The following is a 16,530-nucleotide window of genomic DNA, read 5'->3' on the forward strand; positions in this document are numbered from 1 at the left end:
ACCTGCCTATTCTGTTGGATTGCTCTAAGATTTGGTTAGTGCTGAACCGAGTTTTAACCACCCTTGTTGCAATATTGGCGGGTTGTCGTTAAAGCTGGCGGTGTCTTGTTGGGTCCAGATTTTATCCTGCTCTTGCCAAAGGGTGACACCGGTCCTGTGAATCCAGGACCATTTGCCCTCTACCTGTCCAGGCAATGGCATCCTGATCTGTTCAGGTTCGACCAATATCGGCCCTGTTCTGAAGGTTATAACAATGTTTTCCATTGCTCGTGCCACTGGGCCTGGCGCCAAAAAGATTTCTTTTAGCGGGGTAGCCGCACTGGCAATAGGAATCTCTCCTCTTGGATCGACCAACAAGGTCAACAGAACTTCGGTTGGAGAGTCGGTGCTACCATCAGGAGGAAGATGCAGCAGCGGCTCCGTGTTCAAATAATTGCTGGCACTCAAACTTGCTTCCAACTGCGCACCTTTCATTTGCATCCGCACGCTATTATGACCGGCCTGATAACCATAGACAGCGTTGAACTGCTCGTAATGATTGTCAGCGAAGTAGCCCATAACACCGTTTTGCTTGATGCCACTATCCCCCACTCGAACAGGAAATTTGACCTTTAACAGCTCGTCATCATTGTGTTTCCCGGTTTGACTCCAGTTCTGGTCATAAGCAGGGCTGCCCATCAACCCCACACTGGTTTTGGCACGCACGACAGCAAGAGGGTAACCCACTAATACTGATAAATTAGAGTGTTGACGTTTTCCCAGTCCGTCGGTTTGCCAAAGCGTGGCATCGATCACGCTTAGTAACTGATGTAATACACCCGCATCATTAGCTCCTTTTGCCAACAAGGCATTAATCAAATCACGCAAGTGCTCGTTTTCTATTTGCGGCGGCTGACCATAAGGAAAGTTTTTACCCGGAACCGGATCCCAGCGTAACCCAGTGTCATTATCTCGGGTGACCGCCTGAACCTGACCCAATAAATCGCCATTGGCGTTGTACACCATCAAGGCATCATCCAAATGATTTGAGAGCACCCAACCACATATGGGAGATGTTAACTCTGATGAATTACTAATCACGTTGTCATTATTGGCATCCAGCAAATTAAAATTCAGTCTTGCCGGTTGATTCCAGCGGGGAGTAATTTGGACATAGTTTTTGTTGCCCTCTCCTCCTGGGGTTGCAACCGTTTCGGCGCGAATAGGCGTCAACGCCCCAGCATCACCGGCACTTAAATAACGCCCAAAAGAGTCAATCACCCAAAAACGCTTAAAAATAAAATGTCCGCTTCTAAAGGGGGAAAATGGCAGGTTATCAGTTACTGTATCCACCATCGGCAACCAATGTTGTTGCCCATCAGTCATCTGATTAATTTCAGCCAGTTGCTTGTTGAGAGATTGGTTAGTTTTAGAATAAAGCGGATTAATAAGCGTCGGATTACGCAAAATCATCTGATTCGCAAACCCACCTAACGACTGAGTCAGCACATCATAATCTTTGATGGACTCTATCATCTCCTTGAGTTCATTTTGCTGATTAATAGGCAATTGATTAAATTCACTGGAATTTCCAACAAACTTTGTTAATTTGTCGTATAAGCCATTAATGACTTGAGCATTCATCAACGTGCGTCCCTGCAACGATATATGATTTGCGGTGTTAATAGCCTGCTTTGCTGGCCACTCGAAGTCGATTTCACCGTAACTCCAATGCTCAAGCACATCATCACTATTCTCAGCACCGGGATACCACTGCACTTCCCAGTCAAAATACAATGGCGACCAAGGCGGCTCCCACTCTTGTACCGAAGTCTTTTCCGGTACAACACCGTTAAACTTGGCTAGCGCCGTCATCGCGACTTGATCAAATGCAGCATGAACCGAGGCATTCCAAATTTTGGATTGTTGTTCCTTAATACTTTCTGCCAGTTTCGGTACCTGCCCGCTGGACGGTACAATATCCAAATCCTTAAAAAACCAAATTGCCAACAACGTGGCATTATTAGTGTTCACTAACAGGCTTTCAGTCCATAAGTCCTGCATTTCTTTTGGCAGTCCTACGGTCGTGGGAAAACTCACGTATTTGGCAAGCATCGCTTGATCAAAAACGACCGTTTTAGAACCTTGTTGCAATTGAGCTGTGACCGTCAGTGAAGTCATGTTTTGGCCAGTGAAACGCCCAATCAATGTCGCCCCATTGTCGGCGCTACCAGCTCCAGACAATTTGCGATTTGAAGCCGCATTGGCAATCATCAAAACCGGATCGCTGGCTTGATAAAAACGAGGGGCTTCTATCTGCTCTAAAAACAAATCGTTGGCGAGATTAGAATCCAAGTCGTCATATTGCTTTTTGATTTTGTCTTGCAGTGCGGTTATCTGCTTTTCATTACTTTTAATAGTCGCCATTAAGGCGTCAATAGCATCCTGAACTTGCTCTAATAGAGCCGAATCAAAAGGGGACACGCGATTAATTTTCCAGCCACAAGCAAATAACTCTGTTTCGGCACTTGCCTTGTGCTGTTGCACACTATTTAATTCTCGTTGCGCATCGTTTAATACCGTAAGCGCATCGGTATTTTCGCGGCTCAACAACACGCTCATATCACCAGAACCGCTACTTTGGTCGTGCTTATTGCTCACCTGCCATAACTTACCTGCACTCAACCCGAAAAATTCATTGTTATGCATCTTCTCCTCGAAGCGTACATGGTTAGAGGTAAAGTCATAGATATAATCCAGATTCAGGGCATTGAGCAGACGCTCCGATTCGGGTTGGTTCATAGTGTCAGCAAGCCATGCTGCAATGCTTTCTACCGGCGAATTACCTATGGCTATAGTTGGATGTCCTGTTGGCACACCTGTGTCATAGGACTGCCCCGGACCTTGCCAATCCACATTAAAAATTAATCCGTGATAAAGGCTTTGCGCTGGCAAGACCACCTGCTCAGGAAACGGCGTAGAACCGGTAATATGATGGCTGGTTTTCCACGCCTCCCAATCAGATTTAGCAGTATCAAGATTGTAGGTTTTCCACCCCAATACCTGCATCAATTCAGACCACTGCTCTTGAGTCTGCCAAGGAGTTTCTTTTCCCTCGTCCGTAATTTGATTGTAAAGAATGTCCTGTGTGCTATCGGCATACCAGCCCACGACGGAGTAGCTATATTTTCCGGTGGCTGCGCCTTGCATATCATCAAAAAAAGCAAATACATTGGTGACGTTGTCGTATACCGCTGCAAATCCCAAATCCCCTGGAGCAATCGCTTTTAAAGAAATTCCCTTATTGCCACTCTCTTGCCAACCGGGAAAGTCGAAGCGTTTACCTAAATAGGTAACCTCACTATCTAAACCGTCTTCTGGGAAGGCATTCGTGCCACCGTCCGAAAGTGAACCTACAAAATTACTTTCCAGTATCCATGCGGTATGCTCTATAGTTTCCCCCGACTCATCCACCAGCGAACGTAGAATTAACCAACGGTCAGGCACTGACGGGAATATCACATCTGAGCTGGGTAATTGTAGTCCTGAGCGCAAAGATTTGGGTAATGTCCAATGCAAATGTACCCCTGTTCCCGGCGCTTCAGATCTTCTAGCAAAAGGAGCTGGAAAGCCACCATCACCTCCTTTGCGTACATCTTTGTAGTTCACAGCAATGTCAGCCCACAACACATTATTTCCATTGCCATCAAAGCGATTAGGCTCACCTATCATCAAAGCTTCAATGGAAACTGGCACTTCAAATCGAGGTCCATTCCACAAAGGTGCTGGTGTATTTGTGATATTAGTCATGAGGTGTCACTCCCTGTTACCCTGTGTTGGCAAAACGCCGGTGGTAAATTGCTGTAACCCCGATGCACGCACCATCTGAATTGCAAAGCCAGATGAATCAAGAACATTACTGGGGAGTTGTTGATGCAATGAAAGGAGTTTGTCGCCAATGCTTTTTACTGACGCAGAGATATCCAACACGCCATCGGCATTTTTGCGAAAGCTCACATCAGCTTGTTGAGATGGTTCAAATTGCAACCCTACTTTATCACCAGAGACCTGCCGTAAAATCACTGAATAAACATCTTTGCTGGCATCAAGTTGACGCACACCAAAATGCAACCCCTCCGGAGGCTGCTGTAATGCAACATCTGCGGGTTTACCAGAAAACAAACACACCAAAATGTCAGGGGCTAGTCGCTCAATACGCAGAATCGGTAAGGTTTGCGTGCGGGCCTTATCAACATAACCTTTGATATCCATGCCCGGATAACCACTCACCACGGCAGAGCGCAGTAAAAAGCCGCTGATCAGGTCACTACTTAACTCTTGGGGTGGTTTAACACCTCGCAATCCACTTCTTACGGTCTTTTCCAACTCATCCAATGTTTGCTGAATGTCTCGAATATTAGTACGCTTAAACAGCAAATCACGGCTGGTTGTGCCAATGCTAAGAGCTCCATCGATCAACGCATCGGTCCAATTTCTGTCAATGTAGAAGAAACGCATCGACTCCACTGGTAGGTAGTGCTCATCACACACCTGATACTCAAAAGGTACGCCGTACAGCAATCGAGCTTGTGCTAACCAATTCTTCACATAATCCGGCATCAGCTCGGCGAGTGCAGTTCCTGCTATCGGTTTGGCAGTATTTTGTAATTTGGCGGCAAACTCTCCGCCACGAGGTATCCAACTCTTCATGATCTACTCCGTTAGGTCTGCGGTCTTAGGCTTGATGGCCAATATGGGAGGCAAGCCACGTTGCAAGTGTTGTTTCATTTGCTCTGCGCTTATTACGCCCGGTAACGTCTCACTTGGCCGGGCCTTCTGATGAGTTCGAGAGACAGGAATACTCTTAGCAGTTAGTATCATGTGCTTTGCCAACAACTGAACCCCCGCCTGCTCGGCCACTTTTCGAGCGGGTTGATGCAAATTATCGGGAGCCAATTTGCCCAACTTATCACTTACGACATGGGATTCGGCTGTGGCATCCATGGAGGTATAATTGGCGATTCGCCAGTTGTAGTATTGTTTTGCAAAGGTGGCATCAGACAAAGCCAGCAAACGGCCAATTTGCCATGCGGCGGCATAAGACATATCAAACAAGCCGCTGGTATGATCATAACGAATTGCCTGATCAGCCGTGCTATAACTGATAGCCGTTTCACGGCTAGTGGGCTGGGCCACCATAGGACCACGATACCAGGCATTAGTCTGCTCACCATCTTGCAACTGCAATTGCAAGGTGGTGTAGCCGATATCCAAGACATTGTTGACCGTGTCAGGCACGCTACCAGCAGTTTTGGTTCGGTTTGGCATTTGCATCAGTTCAATACCGCCGCGTTCTGGCAATGCTTGCAACAACCCCAAAAAATCTCCCGAGCTTTTTTCGGCTGTAAATGACCAAGTTGCCAGTACCGCAAAACGCAGAGCATCAATATTACTGAGATCTGCGCCGCCACCAGGGAGGTCGGCTTTATGCCCTTCTAGACTCACCAGATAAACTGTGTTCTTTTCGCCGGTTTTCACGATACGGTTACTCACCGACACGCTATACCAGCCTTCTTCATCAATACCCAAAACTTCTTTGCCATCGGTATTGACCTGACGAACATGATTCAGATATTTCAATTCATCCACTTTGGGCGCGATGGTTTGAAACAGCGTCGGACTAATATCTATGGTCAAACACAAGGTTTGCTTTTGCGCATCGGAAACCAGACCACCCAAGTCTGGGCCTTTGATTTTTGTATTCCCGGTGTCAAGCAACTCGGCTACCGAACGTTGCTTAGGTTTGATGTTTTCAGCTTCGTTTTGATACAGGGTTAATAACGCTAACCAAGGAGTATGATCTTGACTGGCATCCACTGTCGCCGATGCTTTCAGGCCAATATGATGCGGATCAATTGGTCGCTCCCAGGGCAGTGTTCTGCGAGTCAATACCACGTTGGGCATGGTATTCAAGAAATTACCAACTGCATCAGCTGGCGGATAAACCATTTGTACCGAGCTGGCTGCCAGAGTGAATCTGGGACTGGTTAAACTGATTTTCTGAGCCCGCTTAAAATTGGGAGGCGCTGACTCCCCCGGTACATTTTTCAGCGTCTGACTTAGTTCCAGTTGATATTGCCCAGATTGCAGAGGCGGATAACAAGCTCCAAAAAAGGCGATCTCTCCCGGTGGCAAATCATTTTCGTTCACGTTATCGTCGCTCATGACTTATTGCTCCTTTGCTGAATTAACGGTGATGCAAGTGCCTTTGATTTCGCTCAAGTCATCTTCCAAATCAATGCTGTGCTGGAACAGGTACTGGTTGTCCCAACGGGTTTTCAGGTTTTGCTCAGACAATTCGCTGCCCAATACGCCTAACAGCTCAGTTCCCTGTTCAGGTTGGGTTTGAATGCTGAGATACGGCGTGCTGTCACAGGTCAAAGGAATGTTATAAAGCAGGGCTTGAGCATCTGATAGCAATATGCTTTCTTCTGCTTCTAAAGAGGTATACTCCATCACTGACTCGGGCTCTACTTTGAAAGCATAACTCAATGCTCGGCGTGGATTGCTTCCCTTCATTAACACAGCAACCGTGCGAACATAAGAAGGCATCAGCGTTTCCACCCATCCAGACTGCGCTTCATCATGTTCGTTTCTAATCAGGTTTTCCTTCATGACGGTAGCGGCACTGATGTATCCCAGCTTGACCCGTTGACCAAACTCTCGGATAGGTGACGCGCACTGAGGTCGAATCAACACATCACCGGACTGGTAATAATAGGGGTTCAACTTCAAAACGTTACTACTGCTCAACCATCCCACCAATGCATTGTCACAAGCAGGATAAGACAAGGCTTTTACAACCACTGTGGTTGTTCCCTGCGGCAATGTCATAAGCGTTCCGGGTTGATGTACTGCATGGTCCAGCAAATGATGATGTTTACCGTAAAAACTCACTCGAACTGGTGATTGCCCTTTTACACCCAATTCATGTTTGCCATGATTCTCGTCAAGTCGCCAGATCTGTGATCCACCTGGATGCAATATGGCACTTCTGGCTCCCCCTTGAACTTGAACCATATGCTTCAAGGTGCGTGTACATTGAAGACAATGACTGGCTGTTGTGCTGTCTCTGCGCACCAAGGTATCAGTTGAGGAATTGGAAGCTGATCCGGTTTTGTAACGGTTAGTCGCAGCCAGCAAAATTGGCGCTTCCAACGGTTTATTCTGAAGCAACTCTGGCGCAGCCGATGCAACTACTTTGAAGGAACCTGTGCTGACAGGCAGATATTGGCCCGGAGCAGCCAACACTGGCGGTGCAACCAATATGTCTTTCACATAGGCTGCCATGATCGTTAGATCAGGGTTGGATGGAGCGACAAATCCAGCATCAGATAAAGCATTCAGGTATTGATTTCGCATAGTAATCACCGCTTCTGACATCAAAGTATCATGAATGGTTTGCAACTGATTTTTCTGAGCTGGTGGCGAGCCAGGTTGATAATTTGGTGTATTGTCAAAGGGTAGGTTCAAAGGCCCGATAGACTCGGTATCAAAGGCTTTCAAGATATCGAATGGCCCAATTTCATTTAGATACTTGGGTCTATGGGCCACAATACTAACGCCCATCAAGGCTTTCTTAATCACCATGCTATCAGGATCGGGAAGCTGATCGGGATCAAAATCCTTATCTGACCATAAGGCACCAGATGCGCCATCTATCAGGTCAACAATATCTAAAGTGGTCTCAGACAGCTCAACAGGAACATATTTCAAGCCATCGAAGAAGGACAAACTAACTGTTCCTTCACTTTCTACTTTGTTGTTATGCATAGGGCGAATCCCCATGGCTTTACCCGTCGAAGTGGAGCCTTCAAGTGCCGTCAAAGTGGTGAAAGGGATCACCGAATTTAAATCAATTGAAAAACGCCCGCTAGTTAGCTTAATTATTCCATCGTCTGGATTTTTGCTGTCCGCAGGCACCAAACCTTCGCCATAGTTAAACTTAATGACATTGGTTTCATCTGCCGAAGCGTCCTCTTCACCTGACGTAGCTGACAATTTATCACTGGCGAGGCCATTTTCGTCACTCCTGGTAACTACCTTGCCATCACTGGGCAAAAACTGCTGCTCAAAGGCTCCCCAGCTTAAAGGTTTATCGCTGGCTGTATTCAACTTGGAACCAAATGGAATGGAGAAGGAAATCACCGTCCAATCCACTTTAACCGCGCCTCCTGTGGGCGGTCCCCATATCGCCAACCCAGCTCCGATTTGAGCTGAAATCGTCGCCTTCACACCTACCAACTTCACAGTGAAAGAAGCACCGACTACGACATTAATGTTAGCCTGGAAGTAGAATGGTTCCCAAGCAATCATGAAATCAGCGCCAGCATCAAACCAGGCTTTAATTGGCCCTGCTGAAAAAGTCGCGTGCAGATCTCCCCCTGCCATGATGGCTATCGGCGTCATAGCAAAATAGGTTCCACCTTTAATGGATACTTCACTGCTAATAGTCCAGGAAAATCCAACACGGGGCACTTTTGGATAGAAGTCAGGCTTTTGGAAGGCAAGGTTATAGCCACCTAAACTGATCACAAACTGGCCTTTGTGCTCTCCTTTGTACCAAAGGTAGAAAGCAAAACCGCCTGTTAATCGACAGCTTTTGTCTAGAATAAAGGAGTTGGGCGTCAGTTGCGCTTCAACACTCACCACACCATCGTCTGGACGGAACGATGCTTTGATTGCTAGTTCTGCATAAGCCAGCTTAGTACTCAGATCTTTATTCTGCTTCTTGTTCAGGCTCTTAGGTAAAGCCAATGTAGACAAACCTATAATGTCAATTTCAAAGGTTCGCCCAAACTTCACGAACAACAATGCCTGGGTATCAATTAGCTCAAAAGAGGTAGCTTGCACCCCGGCAGCAACCCAATATTCACCAATTCTCGGTTTAACTACGTCATTCAACTGGGCAAGCGCGTCACCGGGGTCATTGCTGGTGAAATTCCCCACTTGCACCAAGGGGAAAGTTTGCACGCCGGTTATATCCGGCAACGTTAAATCGCGGTTGTAACTAAACCCAGCTGCCACACCGTTCACAAAGAAAGCTGGTACACCACCTAAAGGTGTTTGTAGTTGTCCGAAAACAAACAATGAGGGCTCGCTCTTACCTGCTGCATCCGTTACTTCGGCATAGGAACCTATTGCAGACAAGCTGAAAGTGCTGGCCTTCAAACTGGCCTGACCGGTGTAAATAATTGGGTCAGTGGGTTTATCCTGAGACCTTAACAAACCGGCGGTCATCTCCACTGCACCGCCGTTGTAGCTGATGTCCAACCCTTGTAGATCCAGATGATATTGGCTGTAGTCTGTGGGATGCTCAACCGGTATACCCACAGACAATTCTTGCAGTTCGACCAACAAGCCAGCTAATCCGATACTGCCATCAAACAGTACGTCCAACAACATGTCGGTTTGCTCCCATCCTATGCCAATCTTGTTAGCATGCACCGGGCCGAAGCTTCTTTGCACCGGCACCCAGACCTTCTCGGCAGCATCGCCGTCCATATTGAGCAGTTCCACGCTCAGCTCAGAAACATATCCTGCGCGAACGGAGAAGGCAGGGTTCACAGACGGATTATCTTTGCTGTCACTGGGTTTAGCGGCACTGGCTCCACTCCCCAATACATTAGCTGCAACTGGATTACCACCATCACCGCTTGCCTCGGTATTAGGAGCCAATGAAATGGCAATGCCCTCAGCCACCGCACCTGCGCCAAAAGTCACAATTGAACTTTGACCGAAGTCCAACGTAAGTAAAATACGCGGTTCAATGCTCTTTAAATTAAAGCGGCTTAAGCTAATAAGGTTGGCATTCCCCTTACCATTTAAGTCCAGACCAACATTAACAAAGTTAACGGAAAGCTTATCGAATTCCGGCGTTTCATTAATGGGAAGGTAAATGCTAATACCTGAGTCCAAATCCGGCCCACCAGCACGTTTGATCCAGCCACCATCCTTCGCTCCCAACTGAATTGTGGTACTCCCCAATTTGATATTAGGAATTTGCGCTCGAATGCCATATTTGTCTCCAACCTTTCCAAGGAACACACCACCGTCTGGTATAGGCAGAACCTTCACCTGCTTTTCGAGCAATGTTTTCAGGAAATTGGCAATGAAAGCTTCTGGTTCAATCGTTTGCAGGTTTGAAAGAGTATTCAAAACATATTGGGTTTTGACCCCCAGTGATTCTTTCACTAACACCTGACTGGCAACCAAAAGATCTGCCGCACTTGGGCCATCAGTAAACAGAGGATCGGATAACCATTTGCTAACCGCGGAAGTATTCAGCACGGCAATGGAGATATAACGAGGCAATACCTGAGTCACAACCAATCCTAACCAATCCAAAATGGCTGAGCCTAAATTAGCGGACGTCGTAGGAGGGAAAAACTGCGGATACAGCTCGCGTTTTAGGGTACTGTTGTCACCAAGTGGGTCAAAACTTAATACCAGATTCTTGCGCGCAGCTTCATAACCAAAATTCAAAGCTGGGCCGCAGTCCAACCCAATAGGCGCATTCACTTCCAAAGCCAAATTATATTGAATACTGCCATCACTTAGCCCAACACCCACCCCTGTAGGCGAAATGCCGAATGACAACAAACTGGAAGTTGGAGCATGAACTTGCACCCAAATACCTAATTGTTCCACTTTGCTAAGGGTATTTTTCCCTACCAGTAAAGTTATCGGTAAAGAATCAATTTTAGGTGTGTAGCTGATCAGCCCTTTTTCTGCGGTTACACCGGAGATCACACCAGTGAAAATAGCAGTAATGGCATCCGTAGTCTGACTCACATTAGTATCATCGAAAAGGTCTTTCAACCACCCTAACGCAGCTGCGGCAACTGCATCGGCAACTGATTGCTGACCCGGATTACTAATAGCATTGGTAATGTCACTGAGTAACTTTTGCACGTCTAATTCGCAGGAGACCGTCCTCAGCTTAGTAATAAACGGCTTAAGCTCTGTATGTTTGGCTTCTAACTTAGTCAGCAAGATATCGGTGAGCCGCGGTAGTAATTTCTGTGCCGTTGCATTGACGATCTGTTTTACCAACGGTTCCCATCCTGGGAATGGCATCAGGACCAAACTAATCCCATTCGTACTGGTTTGTGCAATGCTCAGTGCAAACTGTTTGTTGTAGCCAGCATTGACTTTTATGGGCAATGACTGATCACCACTGACCGAAATGTCTCCGGTAATACTTGGCTGATAACTAGCATTGAGCGCAATACCCAAGTTCAGATTCTCAATATTGGCCTTACCACCAGCAATCGCGAAGCCGCTAATACCCGAACTGAACGTTGCTTGAGTGCTGTCTGCCGTAACATTGATATGGATACCGTAGGGCAATCCATAAAGTTGCGCACCGCCAGTGATTTTCTTAAAACCAATGCCACTGCTGGCTTTCACTTCCGGAATATTGGATAGCACCCGCCCTAATGTGCCTAAATCGAACTGTCCATCTTTACCCAATACACTATTTGATAATAACCACCCTTTCGGATCGGTGATCAAACCGTTCAATGCCGGCATGAGCCACTTACCGGAATCATCCTGATACGCCATACCAATGCCCCCCAGAATTACCTGAGCGGCGCTGTAATCGGCAAGCAACTGGTTTTCAATTGTGCCCGTAACAAAACTGGATAATGCATAAACTGGCGCCAATTCGGCAACCTGATTAATGAAAACATTCTTATCAAAGGGGTAAATGGCCAATGACTGCGCACTGGGTAAAGAACCGTCACCCCAAGCTACCAGCACAGCAAAATTGGCACTGAAGTTTTGGGTTCCAACCGGCAATGACAAAGTGAGTTCAGGCGTTAATGCCAGATTGATAGATTGATTGTAAAAACGGGTATCCAGCACCAGTTTTTGTTGTGCAAGGTCGAAGGTTACCGAGCCCGATAACTCAAACAGTTGCCCTAAAGCAATATTCTTATCAATGGTAACAGTGATGCTGCCATTATTAGTCAGCGTCATGGTAAAAGGACCAAAGCTGACAGGCTTGTTAAGCGTCTTGAGTTCACTCAGCAGTTGTTTGACACGTTCCGCATCACTTAGCAACGCCTTGCACTGATTTTCCAAAGTGCTAATTGGTGCCTGACAGAATTGCAGTACTACTGGCATATTAATGGCATAACCCAAATCTTTAGATTGCAGGAACTCAAGCGCCGCCAGAGTTTCTAATACCGCAGGCGGTAAAGTCGGTAAGGTAATACCAGTAATCTCTTCCATCAGGGCAAACAGGTTATCTCTGGCTGTTGTGTCTGCCAGTACATTCAACAATCCCTGACTGACAAAGGTCAATGGATTCGCCGTTAGGGCTCGCCAACCACTAGCCTGAATACCGTAACGGGTATTCTCAGCATCCACTTTAAGCACCAGCCCCATTTGGGTCAGTAAGGTATATACCTTGTTGAAGCTGTCGTTGCCTTTTAACTGCTGACACAAGGAGTTAATACCTTCATCCAGAATCAGTGCATACTCAGATTTGGAAGCCGAAGCAAAGTCTTCCCATGTCACCGTGGCTGAAGTTAAATCGCCGAAATTCACATCGCTGAAGGTCAACACTGGAGTGAATTGCAGTCCGCCATTGGCATATTCCACAACACAACCTAGATCCACACTGCCGATACTGAGTTTTAGCGTGCTGTTGTCTATCAACGCGCCACTTTTGTTCTTAATGTGAGAACTAAAATCAAAAGTGGGAGTGATATTGGCAGCAACAGTTGAGCCGCTCAAAGCAACAGCCCTTGCTTTGAGCATGACCCGATTATCTATCTCGATATTACTAACGGTTTTATTCAGTAAGAACTGGGCACCTAACCCTAAATGACCATTGTCATACCAACCCAGTGCGTCAAGGGGTGTAGGAGTCGGCATAACCCATGGACTAGAAAAAGTGCCATCACCGTTGATCGCCGGAGCATTACTTTGCTTGCTATCGATAGCCCATGCTAGTAACCCCAAAGCGGCTGTCGCATTGCTTCCAATTGCAAATATCGCATCTAGCTGTATTTTTAAAGCTGCAACTGGGTCATCAAAGTTAGGTAACTTGAGTAACGGCATATTGTTTGGCCAATTCACACCTTCTGGCATGGCCGAGCCAATATTAGGTAGCAATCCGGCAATACCGTCCGCCGCCAATGCCATCCGACTGCCATTGCGATATATAGCCAAACCGATTATGCCCAGCAGTGCAGGTGCAAAATTGGCAGCTTGCTTTAATACCAAATCTTTTAATTGGGTAGGATTATCAATGGATAACGAATCAGCTAACTTATAATCCTTACCATTAATAACCACTGTGGGTTTCTGAGCGGTAAAATCCCACTGCCAGCCAGCGGCACTACTGCACATAACTTTCAAACCAGCTTTATCCACTTTAAATTGACTATCAAAGACTGGTGGCGTAGCGAAAGGTTTAGGTAACTCGATACCAGAACTCACTTGAGGCAGCCATTGGGTGTCAATACTCAAGTCACCTGATTTCGCAAAGGTCAAACAACAGACCGTTAGTTGAATATTGGGCACTAGCTCTGTTGAGCCCAGCGTAATGGTTGGCTGTACCGACAAACCAAAATATAAATTGATATTAGTCGCCGTTTGTACCTGCCAAACCTGAAGTGACACTGGCAATGAACTATCAGCCAGTTGTACTTGCCAAGGTTCAGAAGGGGTCCCCTGCCCGATCACGCTAATTTTAGGCAAACTTTGCGGTTTATACTGCTGCAGAATCTTGGCAAGACCTTCAATAATATAAGTGAAAGCGGTATCGCCATTGGAAAGCGCGGCACCGGTCAGCACAGCTTGATAGTAACGCCCAATCGCCTGAACCGGATCAGTAATTGCGCTAGTTAAATTCTTAGCCTCAAGTGGTAGCTCGAAAGGCCATGCCACGCCAACTGGTAATGATGCAGGGGCTTTAAAGCCAACAAGGGTCGCCACGTCACGACCAAAACTGTTGTTATCCTCCAGCCCCAAGAGGTTTGATATGGCTTTGTCGATAGCCAGATATAATTCCGACTCAGCAATATCTGCCAGCTTGTTAGGATCGGTCAGAACGATGCGATCATACTGTGAATTGGGTGTGACCACATTGACCAGCTCAAAGGCCGGTATAACAGACAAATCGCCTGCCAAGGATACCCCGCCTTGTAACGAACCAAAGGTATAACCGTCAAAATCCAACATGGGCTTACTGGTATCTTCGTTTGCCAGCGTGATGCCAGTAGTAAAGCTCAAAGATGAAGGCCCCTCATAATCCACATCACCTTCATTCAGGACAAACTCAGCCAATTCCAAATCCGACACGATTCGCAATGCGATATCTACAGAAGATGCAGGTTTGAAGCCGATGGAAGAGAAATGCAAACCGGGATACAAATGCCGAACGCCCGACTTTTCTACCAGGCTGCCAATGGTAAAATCTAACGTTCCTATGGTGTCAACCGTATAAATAGAAATGGCATAGGGGTTCTCTCGCGAACCATCACCAGTTATATCAGGTGTGGGATTGCCCACCAAACCACTGATGCAGGTTAACCAATTTTCCAAGGCAGCCTTATCTGACAACAAGGCATTAAACCAGTCAATAACGGGCTTGGGCAAAGTACCCCCCTTACTGATATCACTTGCCATGGCAATCCAATCCAGCGTTGGTACTCTTAGATCCGTACCATCCACTCTGTCACTCAAACCAATAACAGCCAGCAAGTACTTGCCTTTGTCGCTTTGATTGGAAATACGAGCCAAAGCAGACATAAACAAACTGACTGCCGTTTCTAAATACTGCTGACCAGACAACTGCGCCAAATCCGAAAGAGAACGATCTTGTGGTTTGGATTCAGAAGGCAACTTCAGTTGAATAACTTCAATGGCTAAATTAAACGGGTCTGAACTATTAAAATTTATATCTGCCGTAACCTTAAACCCGTCCAGTGAGAATCCCCCAAAGTTAATCATGGGGTTTTCACCAGAGTCCACCATTGCTCCAAGTGTAATGGGAGCACCTGCCTGACCAATTACGATGCCCAAACCATTAGGACCCACTTTTATCAGCGGTATCAGGCCATAGACGCTCGTGACAATTTTATCTGGGCCTATGTCGGCACTGGGAAGATCAACCACCCAGTTATGACGGACACCAAACCCAAAAACCTGCTCTTTCCCTTGAGCATAATTCACGATATTCAGCCCCGTAAGCTCACCATTGGATGGGTTCTTAATAGGATACCAACTACCCAATAATCCGGGATCTTTCACTGGAATACCCAGTGCAGTTCCAGACAATTCCCCCATCAACTCGCTTAAAATGGCGGGTAATTGTTCACTGTTGTTTTTAAAACCATCGCTTGTTTGTTGCAGAGGGTTAGCGAACCATTGGTCGTTGAGGACATACTTGCCGTTGTTGTTGATAAGCAAGCCTATCATCTGACCAATATTTAGCAGGAGATGGTCAACGGAATCGGGTTCCAATGTAATAGGAGCTGTGGAAAACTTCCTTTCAGACACATCAATGGGAATATTCATTGGCCGGATATCCTAAATTGGCGTTTAAAACAAATGACTAACCACAGTCACTCTCGTGCCTCCCATTTCCTATGTTTGAAATAAGAGATTTCGTCACGCTAAATTTTTAGCACCCCCTACATCACAAGTCCATTACAGAGCATTACAGAATAATAACAAAATCATTACATGTTAAGCGCTATCGCGCTACAAGGCTGATAGCTAAGTTGAATTTAACAAGTTGTTGAGCCAAATACTGTGTGGTGCGTTGATGTCACTATGTTTGGACTGGAAACCGCAAGACGTATTTAGCAGTTGTAATCGATTTGTTTGCGAGAAAGGTGGTGGCTGGGCGATGTCATTCTCGCCCGATGCCAAGCTAACATTGTGGTCTACAAATGCCACTTCGTCAGGTTGAGGAGGAGTCCATCCCATTACTTACAATTTAACACTAGGAGTTATATTTAGATAAAAATATGAGGTTTGGTCACAAAATGTGCCACAAGGAAGGTGTTTGGTTGAACAACTTAATCGTTCAGATATAAGAGGTGAAATATTGATATAAATAAATGGCGGAGTGGACGGGACTCGAACCCGCGACCCCCGGCGTGACAGGCCGGTATTCTAACCAACTGAACTACCACTCCGCAGTGGTATGCGTTTATAGAGCGTCCTCTTATACCAATAAAATAAATGACCAGATATTGCCAAAGATAAATTGCTTATTCACCAGAGAAAAGCTTTGGTATGTAGTTATTCTACATAAGCAATTATTAACACAGTTAATGAGTCTTAGCTTACTAGTAATTATTAATGTTGTAATAAACTTGGTATTAGATATCAAATGGCGGAGTGGACGGGACTCGAACCCGCGACCCCCGGCGTGACAGGCCGGTATTCTAACCAACTGAACTACCACTCCACAAAGGAAAACTGCCTTTCGACTATGTAAGATTTGGCGGAGTGGACGGGACT

4 protein-coding genes, 2 tRNA genes and 1 pseudogene are annotated in these 16,530 nt (G+C 46.3%); 1 reads left to right on the plus strand and 6 read right to left on the minus strand.

Annotation, left to right across the window (positions count from 1 at the left end; genetic code table 11):
- Positions 1 to 24: 24 nt before the first annotated feature.
- Genes OCI93_RS19785 through OCI93_RS19800 form a run of 4 tightly spaced genes read right to left on the minus strand, consistent with a single transcriptional unit; the run spans position 25 to position 15,576 of the window.
- Complete coding sequence (locus OCI93_RS19785) at positions 25 to 3,789, minus strand: coiled-coil domain-containing protein (protein WP_261627124.1); 3,765 nt, start codon at positions 3,787 to 3,789, stop codon at positions 25 to 27.
- Between the two features lie 6 nt (positions 3,790 to 3,795).
- Positions 3,796 to 4,689, minus strand: coding sequence for a hypothetical protein (locus OCI93_RS19790; protein ID WP_261594309.1), 894 nt, complete (start codon positions 4,687 to 4,689; stop codon positions 3,796 to 3,798).
- 3 nt (positions 4,690 to 4,692) lie between these two features.
- Positions 4,693 to 6,204, minus strand: a complete 1,512-nt coding sequence (locus tag OCI93_RS19795) for a hypothetical protein (protein WP_261627125.1) — start codon at positions 6,202 to 6,204, stop codon at positions 4,693 to 4,695.
- 3 nt (positions 6,205 to 6,207) lie between these two features.
- The gene (locus OCI93_RS19800; protein ID WP_261627126.1) at positions 6,208 to 15,576 is read right to left on the minus strand and encodes a DUF6603 domain-containing protein; all 9,369 of its coding nucleotides are present in this window, start codon (positions 15,574 to 15,576) and stop codon (positions 6,208 to 6,210) included.
- 219 nt (positions 15,577 to 15,795) lie between these two features.
- On the opposite strand from OCI93_RS19800, the pseudogene OCI93_RS19805 reads away from it, so the two are divergent.
- Positions 15,796 to 15,940, plus strand: a pseudogene (locus tag OCI93_RS19805) (DDE-type integrase/transposase/recombinase); the annotation flags it as partial.
- Positions 15,941 to 16,125: 185 nt separating this feature from the next.
- Here the strand turns inward: OCI93_RS19805 and OCI93_RS19810 are convergent.
- Together OCI93_RS19810 and OCI93_RS19815 are read right to left on the minus strand one after the other, a co-directional pair.
- Positions 16,126 to 16,202: transfer RNA gene (locus OCI93_RS19810), tRNA-Asp, on the minus strand.
- Positions 16,203 to 16,400: 198 nt separating this feature from the next.
- Positions 16,401 to 16,477: transfer RNA gene (locus OCI93_RS19815), tRNA-Asp, on the minus strand.
- Between the last annotated feature and the right edge of the window lie 53 nt (positions 16,478 to 16,530).

The sequence above is a fragment of the Pseudoalteromonas holothuriae genome (genome assembly GCF_945859825.1).
In the GTDB taxonomy this organism is placed as follows: domain Bacteria; phylum Pseudomonadota; class Gammaproteobacteria; order Enterobacterales; family Alteromonadaceae; genus Pseudoalteromonas; species Pseudoalteromonas holothuriae.

Coding starts and splice junctions, on each gene's coding strand:
- OCI93_RS19785 (WP_261627124.1), bottom strand. CDS start 3,789: ATGACTAATATCACAAATACACCAGCACCTTTGTGGAATGGACCTCGA.
- OCI93_RS19790 (WP_261594309.1), bottom strand. CDS start 4,689: ATGAAGAGTTGGATACCTCGTGGCGGAGAGTTTGCCGCCAAATTACAA.
- OCI93_RS19795 (WP_261627125.1), bottom strand. CDS start 6,204: ATGAGCGACGATAACGTGAACGAAAATGATTTGCCACCGGGAGAGATC.
- OCI93_RS19800 (WP_261627126.1), bottom strand. CDS start 15,576: ATGAATATTCCCATTGATGTGTCTGAAAGGAAGTTTTCCACAGCTCCT.